Source organism: Enterobacter sp. UNJFSC 003, from assembly GCF_036903355.1.
Classification (GTDB): domain Bacteria; phylum Pseudomonadota; class Gammaproteobacteria; order Enterobacterales; family Enterobacteriaceae; genus Enterobacter.
The window spans coordinates 33688-47737 of the sequence record NZ_JBAKHK010000008.1 but is presented as its reverse complement, the minus strand read 5'-3'; the positions used below and the strand labels follow the sequence as shown (position 1 = coordinate 47737).

At 55.5% G+C, this 14050-nt stretch carries 12 protein-coding genes; 6 read left to right on the top strand and 6 right to left on the bottom strand.

Features of this window, described 5'->3' with window-relative positions; genetic code table 11:
* Nucleotides 1-2 precede the first annotated feature (2 nt).
* On the bottom strand, nt 3-449 hold the full coding sequence (locus V5P19_RS17270; RefSeq protein WP_334405455.1) for an NlpC/P60 family protein: 447 nt from the start codon (nt 447-449) through the stop codon (nt 3-5).
* 320 nt (nt 450-769) lie between these two features.
* On the opposite strand from V5P19_RS17270, the gene V5P19_RS17265 reads away from it, so the two are divergent.
* Nucleotides 770-1432 carry an HAD family hydrolase gene (locus V5P19_RS17265; protein ID WP_334405453.1) on the top strand — a complete coding sequence of 221 codons (663 nt, stop codon included), beginning with the start codon at nt 770-772 and terminating at the stop codon, nt 1430-1432.
* Nucleotides 1433-1492: 60 nt separating this feature from the next.
* Here the strand turns inward: V5P19_RS17265 and V5P19_RS17260 are convergent, their stop codons facing one another.
* Both V5P19_RS17260 and V5P19_RS17255 read right to left on the bottom strand, forming a co-directional pair.
* A complete protein-coding gene (locus tag V5P19_RS17260) occupies nt 1493-2518 on the bottom strand; it encodes a TerC/Alx family metal homeostasis membrane protein (protein WP_334405451.1) in 1026 nt (341 codons plus the stop codon).
* A 378-nt stretch (nt 2519-2896) separates the two neighbouring features.
* Nucleotides 2897-4090 carry an NAD(P)/FAD-dependent oxidoreductase gene (locus V5P19_RS17255; RefSeq protein ID WP_334405449.1) on the bottom strand — a complete coding sequence of 398 codons (1194 nt, stop codon included), beginning with the start codon at nt 4088-4090 and terminating at the stop codon, nt 2897-2899.
* A 228-nt stretch (nt 4091-4318) separates the two neighbouring features.
* Here V5P19_RS17255 and pitA point away from each other — a divergent pair, with 228 nt between their 5' ends.
* Complete coding sequence (pitA, locus tag V5P19_RS17250) at nt 4319-5818, top strand: inorganic phosphate transporter PitA (RefSeq protein WP_334405447.1); 1500 nt, start codon at nt 4319-4321, stop codon at nt 5816-5818.
* Nucleotides 5819-5872: 54 nt separating this feature from the next.
* On the opposite strand, the gene uspB is transcribed toward pitA, so the two are convergent.
* Entirely contained in the window at nt 5873-6208 is a 336-nt protein-coding gene (gene uspB / locus V5P19_RS17245) for a universal stress protein UspB (protein ID WP_102890054.1), read from the bottom strand.
* A 283-nt stretch (nt 6209-6491) separates the two neighbouring features.
* On the opposite strand from uspB, the gene uspA reads away from it, so the two are divergent.
* Entirely contained in the window at nt 6492-6929 is a 438-nt protein-coding gene (uspA, locus tag V5P19_RS17240; RefSeq protein ID WP_003861223.1) for a universal stress protein UspA, read from the top strand.
* A gap of 39 nt (nt 6930-6968) precedes the next feature.
* Here uspA and rsmJ read toward each other — a convergent pair whose 3' ends face one another.
* Complete coding sequence (gene rsmJ, locus V5P19_RS17235; RefSeq protein WP_334405440.1) at nt 6969-7721, bottom strand: 16S rRNA (guanine(1516)-N(2))-methyltransferase RsmJ; 753 nt, start codon at nt 7719-7721, stop codon at nt 6969-6971.
* A gap of 7 nt (nt 7722-7728) precedes the next feature.
* Complete coding sequence (gene prlC / locus V5P19_RS17230) at nt 7729-9771, bottom strand: oligopeptidase A (protein ID WP_334405438.1); 2043 nt, start codon at nt 9769-9771, stop codon at nt 7729-7731.
* Between the two features lie 178 nt (nt 9772-9949).
* On the opposite strand from prlC, the gene V5P19_RS17225 reads away from it, so the two are divergent.
* The 3 genes from V5P19_RS17225 to V5P19_RS17215 all read left to right on the top strand — a co-directional run bounded on the left by V5P19_RS17225 (nt 9950) and on the right by V5P19_RS17215 (nt 14047).
* Complete coding sequence (locus V5P19_RS17225; protein WP_334405436.1) at nt 9950-10792, top strand: 23S rRNA (adenine(2030)-N(6))-methyltransferase RlmJ; 843 nt, start codon at nt 9950-9952, stop codon at nt 10790-10792.
* A 71-nt stretch (nt 10793-10863) separates the two neighbouring features.
* Nucleotides 10864-12216 (top strand): glutathione-disulfide reductase, encoded by a 1353-nt coding sequence (gene gorA / locus V5P19_RS17220; protein WP_334405434.1) that lies wholly within the window; start codon nt 10864-10866, stop codon nt 12214-12216.
* A gap of 181 nt (nt 12217-12397) precedes the next feature.
* On the top strand, nt 12398-14047 hold the full coding sequence (locus V5P19_RS17215) for an alpha,alpha-trehalase (RefSeq protein ID WP_334405432.1): 1650 nt from the start codon (nt 12398-12400) through the stop codon (nt 14045-14047).
* Nucleotides 14048-14050 lie beyond the last annotated feature (3 nt).

The following is a 14050-nucleotide window of genomic DNA, read 5'->3' as shown; positions in this document are numbered from 1 at the left end:
CGTCAGGCCGCACTGCCTGCGACCCGCCGGGCTGTAATGTAGTGCTCTTGCCAGTAGCTATCGGTCAGAGTGGACACCGTGACGCCCTGGCTGCTTGACGCATGAATAAACTGGCTATCGCCAATATATACGCCCACGTGCTTACGGTTCGGCCCGGTCTGGAAGAACACCAGATCTCCGGCCTTCAGGCGATATTGCGCCACCTGCACGCCGCGATGGATCTGCTCGCCCGTCGTGCGTGGCAGGTCAAGGTGCGCCGCCTCGCTAAACAGATGCTGCATCAGTGCTGAACAATCCACCCCGTGATGCGTTGACCCACCCCATTGATAGTGCGTCCCTTTCCACCTCTGATATTGATCCAGGATACGTGAACGCAGCGGCCCGGTTTCCGGATGTGCCAGCGCTGACTTTGCCGGTGAAACGGCCAGCTCGCTGTTCATCGACAGCATTGAGGCCGGCAGTTGAAAACTCAGTGCAGAAAACGACGCAAAACTTAACGAGAGTATTGAAATAAACGATCTAAGAGTCATATAGAAAAGAAGTAGTGAGTGAGTTTTTCCTTACCAGTGGGGGCCAACGTTCCCCCGAAATATCTTTCGATGCGGCGATAATATAGACAGCTCACTTTTTGCCCAATCTTTATCGAGTCTGATTTTGGACTTCTTTGCCAGGTCGCAAGAATGAGAAAAAAACGCGCGGGGTATAAGGACTGTGGCGCCAAAGCAGGTAAACTAATGAACAGAATGTGTATTTAAGCTAAGACGTATTTATGACCAATATGATTGCCGACGAGGCAGTGGCGAAGTCCAGCGTGCTCTCCGTCTTTGACTTCGATGGGACACTGACCCACCACGACAGCTTTATCCCTTTCCTGCGTTTCGCGTTTGGTAAACGTTACTTCGCGGGCCGACTGGTGCGTATGGCGCTGCCCACGCTCCACTGTGTTCGCCGCAAGCTGACGCGCGATGAGCTGAAAGAGGTGTTGATCAAAACCTTCCTGACGGGCGTAGACGAGCACTGGTTACGCCAGCAGGCAGAAGAATTTTGTGAAAAATACTGGAACAAGCTGATGCGCCCTGAGGGGGTGCTGGCGGTGGCGGCTGAAGTCAACTCCGGGGCAGAAGTCACCATCTGTTCCGCTTCTCCGGCGCTGGTGCTGCAGCCGTGGGCCGATAAGCTCGGCATAAAGCTGATTGGCACACAGCTGGAAGTGAAAAACGGCAAGCTGACCGGACGTATCACCGGGAATAACTGCCGCTGTGCGCAGAAGGTGGCGCGGCTGGAAAAGGTGTATGGCAATCTGAACGATTACCACCTGCGCGCCTGGGGCGATACCCGCGGCGACCACGAGCTGCTGGCAGCGGCGCAGGATCCGCACTGGCGACATTTCCATCACCCGCGCAAGCGCCGCAATTCACCGATTAAGGGTTAAGTGTAGCCTGGCATCCTCGCTCCGGCCCTCTCCCAGTGGGAGAGGGCGAAAAGCAATACATCAGGCCTCTTTTCTCCCCGGGAACATCACGCTCGCAATAATCCCCAGCGCCAGCACGCCCAACACGACAAACAGGCTCGCCGTCGCGCCAATGCTGTAACCGTGGTGCCAGAAGTGATCGGTGGCATTCAGCCCCAGCTTGAACGCCACGAAAAACAGCAGGAGAACAACGGCTTTCTCCAGATGCACCAGATACTGTTTTAAGGCTTCCAGCACGAAGTAGAGCGTACGCAGGCCGAGAATGGCGAACATCATGGCGCTATAGATGATCAGCGGCTCGCGGCTGACCGCAATAATGGCCGGCACTGAATCAAACGCGAACATCACGTCAGAGAGCTCCACCACCGCCACGCAGAGGAGCAGCGGCGTCGCGTAGCGTTTCGCCTTCTTCACGCGTCCAACCATTACGTCCTGGTTTTCCGGTTTTTCCAGCTCCGCATCCACCTCTTTCTGGGTCAGAATAAAAGCATTGCTGCTGATTTTCGGCCAGACGGGATAGAAGCGCTTCACCAGCCTGTAGGCCAGATGACCGGAGTAATCTTCAACTTCGTCGCTCTCTTCATTGCGTTTGAGCATCATCACCGCCGTCCAGCCGACAATCAGCGCAAAGACGACCTCAACATAGGGTCCCAGGCTCAAGAGACTGGTCCCGATGGCAACGAAAATACCGCGGAAAACAATGGCGCCCAGCACGCCCCAATAGAGTACGCGGTGACGATATTTATCCGGCACGCCGAACCAGGCGAAGATCGCCATCATCACAAAAAGGTTATCGATGGAGAGCACTTCTTCCAGCGCGTAGCCGGTCAGGAACAGGCTCGCCATCTCGGCACCGTGATGGATATATAAAAACCCGGCAAAGGCCATCGCCATCGAGAACCAAAAAACGGACCACATGGCCGCGCTTTTCAGCGAGACAGGTTTATCATGACGGTGCATGAAGAGGTCGATAAACATCGCCCCGACAGCCATCACCACAAAGACAACAACGGTTTCAGTCGGAAAACCGAGATGAGCAGCAGACATACAACACCCTTTTTTAAGACAAAACACACACCATGCAGACTGGCACAGGCCAGTAATTGAAAAGGGCGAACTGTTGATCAGCGTTATCGCCCTCGAAGCCGCAGCCATAATGGCTGCGCAATGGGGTGTACTTTACCTTACAACATGGGGTCGCGCACCCGACGTTTAGATACCCATGCCCCAATACGCAAAACATCCACATCGAATGGATAACCACGGTGAGGGTAAGCAAAATAATAATGCTGAGTAGCTGCATGAAGCGTGCGCTGACCAAAAGGAACATTGTCCCGCGAACGCGGCGGGACACCTGATGTTGAGTAATCTGGCCGAAGCTTAGTGGAAGGGGGAAAACGTCGTTGCAATAATTGTGCAGAGTGATTATTTCTCTGCAAGTGCCTGTGCGCAGGCCCAGGCACTTGCCCACGCCCATTGGAAGTTGTACCCGCCAAGCCAGCCGGTGACATCCATCACTTCCCCAATAAAATAGAGACCCGGTACGTTGCGTGCTTCCATCGTACGAGAAGAAAGTTCGTGGGTATCAACCCCGCCGAGCGTCACTTCCGCCGTGCGATAGCCTTCGGTGCCGTTTGGCTGAACGCGCCAGTTTGTCAAAGTCTCGACCAGCGTTTCCTGTTCGCGGCTGTTAAGCTGCTTGAGAGCGATATCTGGAATCTGCCCTAACACCTGTAAACACTCCACCAGACGTTTCGGCAGCTGCATCGCAAGGGTGTTTTTCAGGCTTTGATTTGGATGCGCAGCGCGTTGCTCGTTGAGGAAAGCCTCAAGATCGCAATCCGGCACCAGGTTAACCGTGACGAACTCGCCCGGCTGCCAGTAGCTGGATATTTGCAGCACCGCCGGGCCAGAAAGGCCGCGATGGGTAAAGAGGAGGTTCTCACGAAACACCGTGCCGTCTTCAGCGGTGATAACGGAAGGTACCGAGACGCCAGAAAGCGTTTGAAGCTGTTCCAGAAGCGGTTTATGCAGCGTGAACGGCACCAGCCCTGCGCGCGTTGGCAGAACCTTCAGACCAAACTGCTCCGCGATCTTATAGCCGAACGGCGACGCGCCGAGCCCAGGCATCGACAGGCCGCCGCTGGCAATAACCAGACTATCGGCGCTGACGGTTTCACCGTTAAGCTGCAGCGTGTAACCCTGTTCATCACGGGCGACCTCGAGCACTTCCGTGCGCAGGCGCATAACCACGCCGCCCTTCTCACACTCGGCCACCAGCATATCGACAATCTGCTGCGCGGAGTCATCGCAGAATAGCTGACCCAGCGTTTTTTCATGCCAGGCGATGCCGTGTTTACCCACCAGGTCAATGAAATCCCACTGGGTGTATCGCGCCAGGGCAGACTTACAAAAATGGCGGTTTTGGCTCAAATACGCGGCAGGTTCAACATAAAGATTCGTGAAGTTACAGCGCCCGCCGCCTGACATCAAAATCTTGCGGCCAGGCTTTTTACCATTATCCAGCAGCAGCACGCGACGACCCGCCTGTCCGGCCATTGCCGCACAGAACATACCCGCCGCACCGGCGCCAATTACAACGGCATCAAACCTTTCCACGTCAAAATCCTCTTCGTTAACTGCTGCGGATTGTAAAGTTTCCTATGTGGTCACACCAGCGTAAAAAGATATTACAAAGTTATTCCATTGAAATTTAACGAATAACCTTTCAAGCACATTTCTCAAATAGGGGGGTATGTCAAAAAAAGTCTATATTTCACTTTGCCCGTTGCGCATTTGTCCTGGATAATGCGCCGCGTTCATGTCCTCAAAATGGCGTAACGTCCTATGCTACATTTGTTTGCTGGCCTGGATTTACATACCGGGCTTTTACTCTTGCTTGCTCTGATTTTTGTTTTGTTTTACGAAGCGATCAATGGCTTCCACGACACGGCAAATGCAGTAGCAACGGTTATCTACACTCGCGCTATGCGGTCGCAGCTTGCGGTCGTTATGGCGGCGGTATTTAACTTTTTTGGTGTCCTCCTGGGTGGACTGAGCGTTGCATATGCCATCGTGCATATGTTGCCAACGGATCTGCTGCTTAACGTTAGTTCTGGCCATGGCCTTGCTATGGTGTTCTCAATGCTGCTTGCTGCAATTATCTGGAACCTCGGTACCTGGTATTTCGGCCTGCCTGCATCCAGTTCTCACACACTCATCGGCGCGATTATCGGTATCGGGTTAACCAATGCTCTGATGACCGGCACGTCCGTCGTTGATGCACTGAACATCCCGAAAGTGATTGGGATTTTCGCTTCTTTGATCATTTCCCCTATCGTGGGTCTGGTGGTTGCAGGTGGCTTAATCTTCATCCTGCGTCGTTACTGGAGCAATACGAAAAAACGCTCCCGTATTCACCTGACACCCGCAGAGCGTGAAAAGAAAGACGGTAAGAAAAAGCCGCCATTCTGGACCCGTATTGCACTGATCATTTCCGCTATCGGCGTGGCATTCTCCCACGGCGCGAACGACGGTCAGAAAGGGATTGGTCTGGTTATGCTAGTACTGATTGGCGTCGCACCTGCGGGCTTCGTGGTCAACATGAATGCCTCCGGTTACGAAATCACCCGTACCCGTGATGCCATCAACAACGTTGAAGTTTACTTCCAGCAGCACCCTGAGCTGTTGAAGAAAGCGACCGGCGTTGACCAGCTCATTCCTTCTCCGGAAGCGGGCGCAACCACTGCGCCAGGCGAATTCCACTGCCATCCGGCAAACGCAATCAATGCGCTGGAACGCGCGAAAAGCATGCTCGGCGATATCGAAAGCTATGACAAACTGCCCGTTGAACAACGTGGCCAGTTACGTCGCATTATGCTCTGTATCTCTGACGTGACCGATAAAGTCGCGAAGCTACCGGACGTCAATGCAGACGACCAGCGTCTGCTGAAGAAACTGAAAAGCGATATGCTCAATACCATTGAGTACGCGCCAATCTGGATCATCATGGCTGTCGCACTGGCACTGGGTATCGGTACGATGATTGGCTGGCGTCGTGTGGCAACCACCATCGGCGAGAAGATTGGTAAGAAAGGCATGACGTATGCGCAAGGTATGTCCGCGCAGATGACGGCGGCTGTTTCTATCGGTCTGGCGAGCTACACCGGTATGCCGGTTTCAACAACCCACGTACTCTCCTCGTCCGTAGCGGGTACCATGATTGTTGACGGCGGCGGTCTGCAGCGCAAAACCGTAACCAACATTCTGATGGCCTGGGTGTTCACACTCCCGGCGTCTATCTTGCTGTCTGGCGGTTTGTATTGGATTTCGCTGAAGCTGATTTAATCGGCGTAGTGCGACAAAAAAGCGGGTCAGGAAACTGACCCGCTTTTTTTATGCTCAGTGCCAAATCATCAGTGCAATCATACTGACCACGACCAGACCACACAGCGCGCTGGTCAAAATGAACTGACGACGCAGGCGCTCGCAACGACGGATAAACTCGTCATCATGATGATCGCGATAGCGCTGGTAATAGATATACCCCACCAGACGCATTTGCTTGCTGGGCTGTCCATGCGAGGTGAAGAAACCTCCACCGTCCACATACTGATAAAGCAACGGATCGCAACCACGAAGTACCACTAACAGCGCACGTAACGATGAGAAATAGCGCGCCATATTCACTATGCAAACCACGCATAACGCCCAAAACAATGCGACGGTGCTAATCATACATCCTCCCCGGCGTCCACCCACGAAGCAAGGCTTCTGAGATACCGCACCCCAATGCCCTGACAGACAGTTCAGTGAAAGAATGACTAAAAGTCGATCCGGTTCGCGTTTTAATATCCGAACGGCTCATTAAATAGTGTAGGAGATCCGTTAATTTTTTTGCCACAAGGTTAATCGTTATCAACACCAAAGCTTGATAATTTTGTTTAACTGGGCCGTAATGAAAGCATCAGACGACGGCTTTCCCATTTAGTCATCGATAACTTAAGGAAGGAGTAACACTATGGCTTACAAACACATTCTCATCGCGGTAGACCTCTCCCCAGAGAGCAAAGTGCTGGTTGATAAAGCGGTATCCATGGCACGTCCCTACAACGCGAAAGTTTCGCTGATTCACGTTGATGTGAATTACTCCGATCTCTACACCGGTCTGATCGACGTCAATCTGGGCGATATGCAAAAGCGTATCTCCGAAGAGACGCACCATGCGCTGAGCGAGCTGTCCACCAACGCGGGCTATCCCATCACCGAAACCTTAAGCGGCAGCGGCGATCTGGGTCAGGTGCTGGTCGATGCGATTAAGAAATATGATATGGACCTGGTGGTTTGCGGCCATCACCAGGACTTCTGGAGCAAGCTGATGTCCTCCGCGCGCCAGCTGATTAACACCGTTCACGTGGATATGCTGATTGTGCCGCTGCGTGACGAAGAAGACGAGTAAATGCAAAATGCCCGGTGGCGCTAACGCCACCGGGCTTCGTTATTCCGGCGTACCTGAATAAATGTCAAAACGGTGCCCTTTCGTGGTCACTGCATTGGTCGTGGCGACCTCCGCCAGAGGCGGCGCGTAGTCCGGGCGCTTCACCACAACACGCTTCGTTGCTAGCTGGCGAGCGGGTTCCAGCAAACCATCCGCGTCTAAATCCGGCCCCACCAGCGACTGAAACACCCGCATCTCTTTCTTCACCAGCGCGCTTTTCTGCTTGTGCGGGAACATCGGATCGAGATAGACCACCTGCGGACGCGGCATGATGTCCGTCAGCGCCGTCAGGCTTGAGGCGTGGATAAGCTGTAAACGCGCCTGCAGCCACGAACCGATTTCCGGATCCGCGTAACCACGCGCCAGCCCGTCGTCGAGCAGTGCGGCAACGACCGGGTTACGCTCCAGCATTCGCACATGACAGCCTACCGAGGCCAGCACAAAGGCATCACGTCCTAACCCCGCCGTGGCATCGACCACATCCGGAAGATAGTTACCTTTGATGCCAACCGCCTTAGCGACCGCTTCGCCGCGACCGCCGCCAAACTTACGCCGATGCGCCATCGCACCACCGACAAAATCGACAAAAATCCCGCCGAGCTTCGGTTCATCACGCTTACGTAATTCCAGATGCTCCGGCGTCATGACCAGCGCCATCCGGTTTTCTTCATCGTGCTCCAGCCCCCAGCGGGCGGCCAGAACAGATAAGGCGCCGTCTCCGGCGCCTGTTTCATCAACTAAGCAGATCTTCACGTAACAATCAGCCTTTGATCCCGTAGTGCTCAAGCATCGCATCCAGCTGCGGCTCGCGGCCACGGAAGCGTTTGAACAGCACCATTGGCTCTTCAGAACCACCCCGGGTCAGGATATTGTCGAGGAACGACTGACCGGTTTCGCGGTTGAAGATCCCCTCTTCTTCGAAACGAGAGAAGGCATCTGCCGCCAGCACGTCGGCCCACAGATAGCTGTAGTAACCCGCCGCGTAGCCGCCTGCGAAGATGTGGCTGAAGGCATGCGGGAAGCGGCCCCAGGTAGGCCCTGGAATAACGGCAACCTGCTTTTTAATCTCGGCCAGGGTTTCAAGGATTTTCGCGCCCTGCTCCGGGCTAAACTCGGCGTGCAGACGGAAGTCGAACAGGCCGAACTCCAGCTGACGCAGGATAAACATCGCCGCCTGGTAATTCTTGGCCGCCAGCATTTTATCCAGCAATTCTTTCGGCAGCGGTTCGCCGGTTTCGTAGTGGCCGGAGATAAACGCCAGCGCGTCCGGCTCCCAGCACCAGTTTTCCATAAACTGGCTTGGCAGTTCGACCGCATCCCACGGTACGCCGCTGATACCGGCCACGCCTGCGGTTTCGATACGGGTCAGCATATGGTGCAGACCGTGACCAAACTCATGGAACAGGGTGATCACTTCGTCGTGGGTAAATAGCGCAGGTTTGCCGCTCACCGGACGGTTAAAGTTACAGGTCAGATAAGCAACCGGCTTTTGCAGCGAACCGTCGGCTTTACGCATCTGGCCGACGCAGTCATCCATCCACGCCCCGCCGCGCTTGTTTTCACGGGCGTAGAGATCGAGGTAGAAACTGCCGCGCAGCGCGTTCTTCTCGTCATACAGCTCGAAGAAGCGCACGTCCGGGTGCCAGACGTCGATATCGGTACGCTCTTTGGCCGTGATGCCATAGATGCGTTTCACCACTTCGAACAGACCGTTAACGGCTTTGTTTTCCGGGAAGTACGGACGCAGCTGCTCGTCGCTGATGCTGTAGAGGTGCTGTTTCTGTTTTTCGCTGTAGTACGCGATATCCCACGGCTGAAGTTCGTCCACGCCGAATTCCGCTTTCGCGAAGGCGCGAAGCTGTGCCAGCTCTTTTTCACCCTGCGGACGGGCGCGCTTAGCAAGGTCTGTCAGGAAGTCGAGCACCTGCTGCGGGTTCTCCGCCATTTTTGTAGCGAGAGATTTATCGGCGTAGTTTTCAAAGCCCAGCAGCTGCGCCAGCTCGTGACGCAGTGCGAGGATTTCCGCCATCACCGGGCTGTTGTCCCACTTACCGGCATTTGGCCCCTGATCGGAAGCGCGGGTGCTGTAGGCGCGGTACATCTCTTCGCGCAATGCCTGGTTGTCGCAGTAGGTCATCACCGGAAGATAGCTTGGGATATCGAGCGTTAACAGGAAGCCTTCCTGCTCTTTCGCTTCGGCCTGCGCTTTTGCCGCCGCCAGCGCGCTTTCCGGCATTCCGGCTAGCTGCGCTTCGTCGGTGATCAGCTTCGTCCAGCCCATGGTCGCGTCGAGCACGTTGTTGCTGTACTGGTTGCCCAGTTCCGACAGGCGTGCAGCGATCTCACCGTAGCGGGTCTGCTTCTCTTTTGGCAGACCAATCCCGGACAATTCAAAGTCACGCAGGGCGTTATCGACCGATTTTTTCTGCGCGGTGTTCAGTTCGGCGTAGTGGTCGCCGTCGCGCAGATCGCGATACGCCTTGTAGAGCCCTTCATGCTGGCCGACCCAGGTGCTGTATTCTGAGAGCAGCGGCAGGGTTTGTTCGTAGGCTTCACGCAGTTCCGGGCTGTTTTTCACCGAATTCAGGTGGCTTACCGGGGAGAAGATACGCCCCAGAACGTCATCCACTTCGGCCAGCGGCTGACACAGATTTTCCCAGGTGTACGGCGCGCCCTGCGCCACCACGCTTTCTACCGCCGCACGGCAGTTGGCCAGCGATTGCGTAACGGCTGGAACCACATGCTCAGGGAGGATTTTAGAAAACGGCGGCAACGAAAAGGGCGTCAGTAATGGATTGGTCATAAGCGCTGTCCTGTTGAATAAGATGAATGAAGCGCGCATCCGGCGCTGTGCATATTGGATCTAGAATGGGGTTAAGTGTAGAGGATTTCAATGGCTGTACTTACCGCACCGACGGGTAATCTGTGCCGTTCTGCTGTAAACTGTGGCAAATCGTCACTTCATCGGAATTTCACTACCCATGCTCAGTTATCGCCACAGCTTTCACGCAGGCAACCACGCCGACGTCCTTAAACACACCGTTCAGAGCCTGATCATCGAATCACTCAAAGAGAAAGACAAACCGTTTCTCTATCTGGACACCCATGCGGGCGCGGGCCGTTATCAGCTGAGTGGTGAACACGCAGAGCGCACCGGTGAATACCTTGAAGGCATCGCCCGTATCTGGCAGCAGGACGACCTGCCAGCAGAGCTGGAGCCCTATATCGGCGTGGTGAATCATTTCAACCGCAACGGTCAACTGCGCTACTACCCTGGCTCTCCGCTGATTGCCCGCCAGCTGCTGCGCGAGCAGGACAGCCTCCAGTTGACCGAATTGCACCCGAGCGATTTCCCGCTGCTGCGTTCGGAATTCCAGAAAGACGACCGCGCCCGCGTGGAAAAAGCCGATGGCTACCAGCAGCTGAAGGCCAAACTGCCGCCCGTTTCTCGACGTGGCCTGGTGCTGATTGACCCGCCGTACGAAATCAAAACCGACTATCAGGCCGTGGTTGCCGGGATCAACGAAGGCTATAAACGCTTTGCGACAGGCACCTACGCCCTGTGGTATCCGGTGGTGCTGCGCGCACAAATTAAGCGCATGATCAAAGACCTGGAAGCGACCGGCATCCGCAAAATCCTGCAGATTGAGCTGGCCGTGCGCCCGGACAGCGACCAACGCGGCATGACCGCCTCCGGCATGATTGTCATCAACCCGCCGTGGAAGCTCGAAGGGCAGATGAAAAAGGTGCTGCCGTGGCTGCACAAAACGCTGGTGCCCGCCGGGACAGGCCACGCCACCGTCAGTTGGATCGTGCCCGAGTAATCGCAGCCATCGGTGGAAACTATTGATTTCAGGTATACAATCGCGGCAATTCACGATTAAGGATAAAAGCTATGACGAAGCATTATGACTACATCGCAATCGGCGGCGGCAGCGGCGGCATCGCCTCCATTAACCGTGCGGCCATGTACGGCCAGAAATGTGCCCTGATTGAAGCCAAAGCGCTGGGCGGCACCTGCGTGAACGTGGGTTGTGTACCGAAGAAAGTGATGTGGCATGCGGCGCAAATCCGTGAAGCGATCCACCTGTATGGCCCGGATTACGGTTTTGACACCACCATCAACAACTTCGACTGGGGCAAGCTGATCGCCAGCCGTACCGCCTATATCGACCGTATTCATACCTCGTACGATAACGTGCTGGGCAAGAATAATGTCGACGTGATCCACGGCTTCGCCCGCTTTGTCGATGCGAAGACGATCGAAGTGAACGGAGAAACGATCACTGCCGATCACATCCTGATCGCAACCGGCGGTCGTCCGAGCCACCCGACTATTCCAGGTGCGGAATACGGTATCGACTCCGACGGTTTCTTCGAGCTGCCTGCCCTGCCTAAACGCGTTGCCATCGTGGGCGCGGGTTACATTGCCGTGGAACTGGCCGGTGTGATTAACGGGCTGGGCGCAGAAGCGCACCTCTTCGTGCGTAAACACGCGCCGCTGCGCAGCTTTGACCCGCTGATCGTCGATACCCTGGTTGAAGTGATGAATGCCGAAGGGCCAACCCTGCACACCAACGCTGTACCAAAAGCGGTGGTGAAAAATGCAGACGGCAGCCTGACCCTTGAGCTGGAAGATGGCCGCAGCCAGACCGTCGATTGCCTGATCTGGGCGATTGGGCGTGAACCGGCGAACGACAACGTCAACCTGGGCGTGACCGGCGTGAAAACCGACGAAAAAGGCTACATCGTCGTTGATAAATTCCAGAACACCAGCGTGCCGGGCATTTATGCGGTGGGCGATAACACCGGTGCCGTAGAGCTGACGCCGGTTGCGGTTGCGGCGGGTCGTCGTCTTTCCGAGCGCCTGTTTAACAACAAGCCGGACGAGCATCTGGATTACAACCTTATCCCAACCGTGGTCTTCAGCCACCCGCCAATCGGCACCGTCGGCTTAACCGAGCCGCAGGCGCGCGAGCAGTACGGCGACGACCAGGTGAAAGTGTATAAATCGGCGTTCACCGCCATGTATACCGCGGTGACCTCTCACCGTCAGCCGTGCCGCATGAAGCTGGTCTGCGTGGGCCCAGAAGAGAAAATTGTCGGTATCCACGGCATTGGCTTTGGCATGGACGAGATCCTGCAGGGCTTTGCGGTGGCGCTGAAGATGGGCGCGACGAAGAAAGACTTCGACAACACCGTGGCCATCCACCCGACGGCCGCGGAAGAGTTTGTGACGATGCGTTAATCCTGAAGCCCCTCCCCGGAGGGGCTTTTTTTTAACATTCATAAATCGTTGCAAAACGAATGCTCCGAAAATAGTGATCTAGCGCACATATCCCTCGCCATCTACCGAAGCGAGTGTCTACGCTTATAAGACGCCCGGAAAAACCTGTCTTTAGAACACACAACCGGAGGTTCTTATCATTATGTTCAACCAGAAACTACGCCCTGCAGACGATGTCGAGTTCGGGATTGAGGAAGATTTTTGCTACGAAACCGATCCCTGCGAGTTAAAACTGGATGAAATGATTGAGGCGGAGCCGGAACCGGAAATGATCGAGGGGCTGCCCGCCTCGGATGCTTTGACCCCCGCCGATCGCTATCTTGAACTGTTCGAACACGTGCAGTCGTCGCGGTTGTTTGCGGACAGCAAAACCTTTCCCGACTGCGCGCCGAAAATGGATCCGCTGGACATCCTGATCCGGTATCGCAAAGTGCGCCGTCACCGTGACTTCGATTTGGCTCGCTTTGTGGAAAACCACTTCTGGCTGCCTGAAGATTACAGCAAAGAATACGTCTCTGACCCCGGCCTGTCCCTGAAAGAGCATATTGATAATCTCTGGCCGGTGCTGACCCGTGAGCCGCAGGACCATATTCCCTGGTCGTCACTGCTGGCGCTTCCGCAGGCCTATATTGTGCCCGGCGGGCGTTTCAGTGAGACCTACTACTGGGATTCCTACTTCTCAATGCTGGGCCTGGCGGAGAGTGGACGCAACGATCTGCTGAAATGTATGGCGGATAATTTCGCGTGGTTGATTGAGCGCTATGGCCACATTCCGAACGGCAACCGTACCTACTATCTCAGCCGCTCCCAGCCGCCGGTCTTTGCGCTGATGGTAGAGCTGTTCGAGGAAGACGGGGTACGCGGCGCCAAGCGCTACCTTGAACACCTGAAAATGGAGTACGCCTTCTGGATGGACGGCGCCGAATCGCTGCTGCTTAACCAGGCCTATCGCAGCGCGGTCCGTATGCCGGATGGCTCATTGCTCAACCGCTACTGGGACGATCGAGACACCCCGCGTGATGAATCCTGGATTGAGGACGTGGAAACGGCTCGCCACTCTGGTCGTCCGCCGAATGAAGTTTACCGCGATCTACGTGCGGGTGCGGCCTCCGGCTGGGATTACTCCTCCCGCTGGCTGCGGGATCCGACTCGGCTTGCCAGCATCCGCACCACGCAGTTTATCCCCATCGATTTGAACGCTTTCCTGTTCAAGCTGGAAAGCGCCATCGCCAATATTTCAGCGTCAAAAGGGGAGAAAGAGACGGCTGATCTGTTCCACCAGAAAGCCGCCGATCGCCGTGCGGCAGTAAACCGCTATTTGTGGGATGAAGAGAGCGGCTGTTACCGCGATTATGACTGGCGACGCGAAGAGATGGCGCTGTTCTCCGCGGCGAGCATTGTGCCGCTGTATGTCGGCATGGCCACGCACGAGCAGGCAGAACGCCTGTCTGATGCCGTTAAAGCGCGCCTGCTAACGCCCGGCGGGATACTGGCAACTGAATACGAAACGGCAGAACAGTGGGATAAACCCAACGGCTGGGCGCCGCTGCAGTGGATGGCGATTCAGGGGTTCAAACAGTACGGCAACGACTCGCTGGGCGATGAGATCGCCTGGAGCTGGCTGCAGACGGTGAACCATTTCTACAAAGCCCATCATAAGCTGATTGAGAAGTATCATATCGCCAGCAGCACGCCGCGCGAAGGGGGCGGGGGTGAATACCCGCTGCAGGATGGCTTCGGCTGGACGAATGGCGTCGTGCGGCGGCTGATTGGTCTGTATGGGGAGCCGTAGCGC

What these genes read in the sequence shown, in the direction of transcription:
- V5P19_RS17270 (WP_334405455.1), bottom strand. Translation starts at nt 449, where the DNA reads ATGCTGTCGATGAACAGCGAGCTGGCCGTTTCACCGGCAAAGTCAGCG.
- V5P19_RS17265 (WP_334405453.1), top strand. Translation starts at nt 770, where the DNA reads ATGACCAATATGATTGCCGACGAGGCAGTGGCGAAGTCCAGCGTGCTC.
- V5P19_RS17260 (WP_334405451.1), bottom strand. Translation starts at nt 2,518, where the DNA reads ATGTCTGCTGCTCATCTCGGTTTTCCGACTGAAACCGTTGTTGTCTTT.
- pitA (WP_334405447.1), top strand. Translation starts at nt 4,319, where the DNA reads ATGCTACATTTGTTTGCTGGCCTGGATTTACATACCGGGCTTTTACTC.
- uspB (WP_102890054.1), bottom strand. Translation starts at nt 6,208, where the DNA reads ATGATTAGCACCGTCGCATTGTTTTGGGCGTTATGCGTGGTTTGCATA.
- uspA (WP_003861223.1), top strand. Translation starts at nt 6,492, where the DNA reads ATGGCTTACAAACACATTCTCATCGCGGTAGACCTCTCCCCAGAGAGC.
- prlC (WP_334405438.1), bottom strand. Translation starts at nt 9,771, where the DNA reads ATGACCAATCCATTACTGACGCCCTTTTCGTTGCCGCCGTTTTCTAAA.
- V5P19_RS17225 (WP_334405436.1), top strand. Translation starts at nt 9,950, where the DNA reads ATGCTCAGTTATCGCCACAGCTTTCACGCAGGCAACCACGCCGACGTC.
- gorA (WP_334405434.1), top strand. Translation starts at nt 10,864, where the DNA reads ATGACGAAGCATTATGACTACATCGCAATCGGCGGCGGCAGCGGCGGC.
- V5P19_RS17215 (WP_334405432.1), top strand. Translation starts at nt 12,398, where the DNA reads ATGTTCAACCAGAAACTACGCCCTGCAGACGATGTCGAGTTCGGGATT.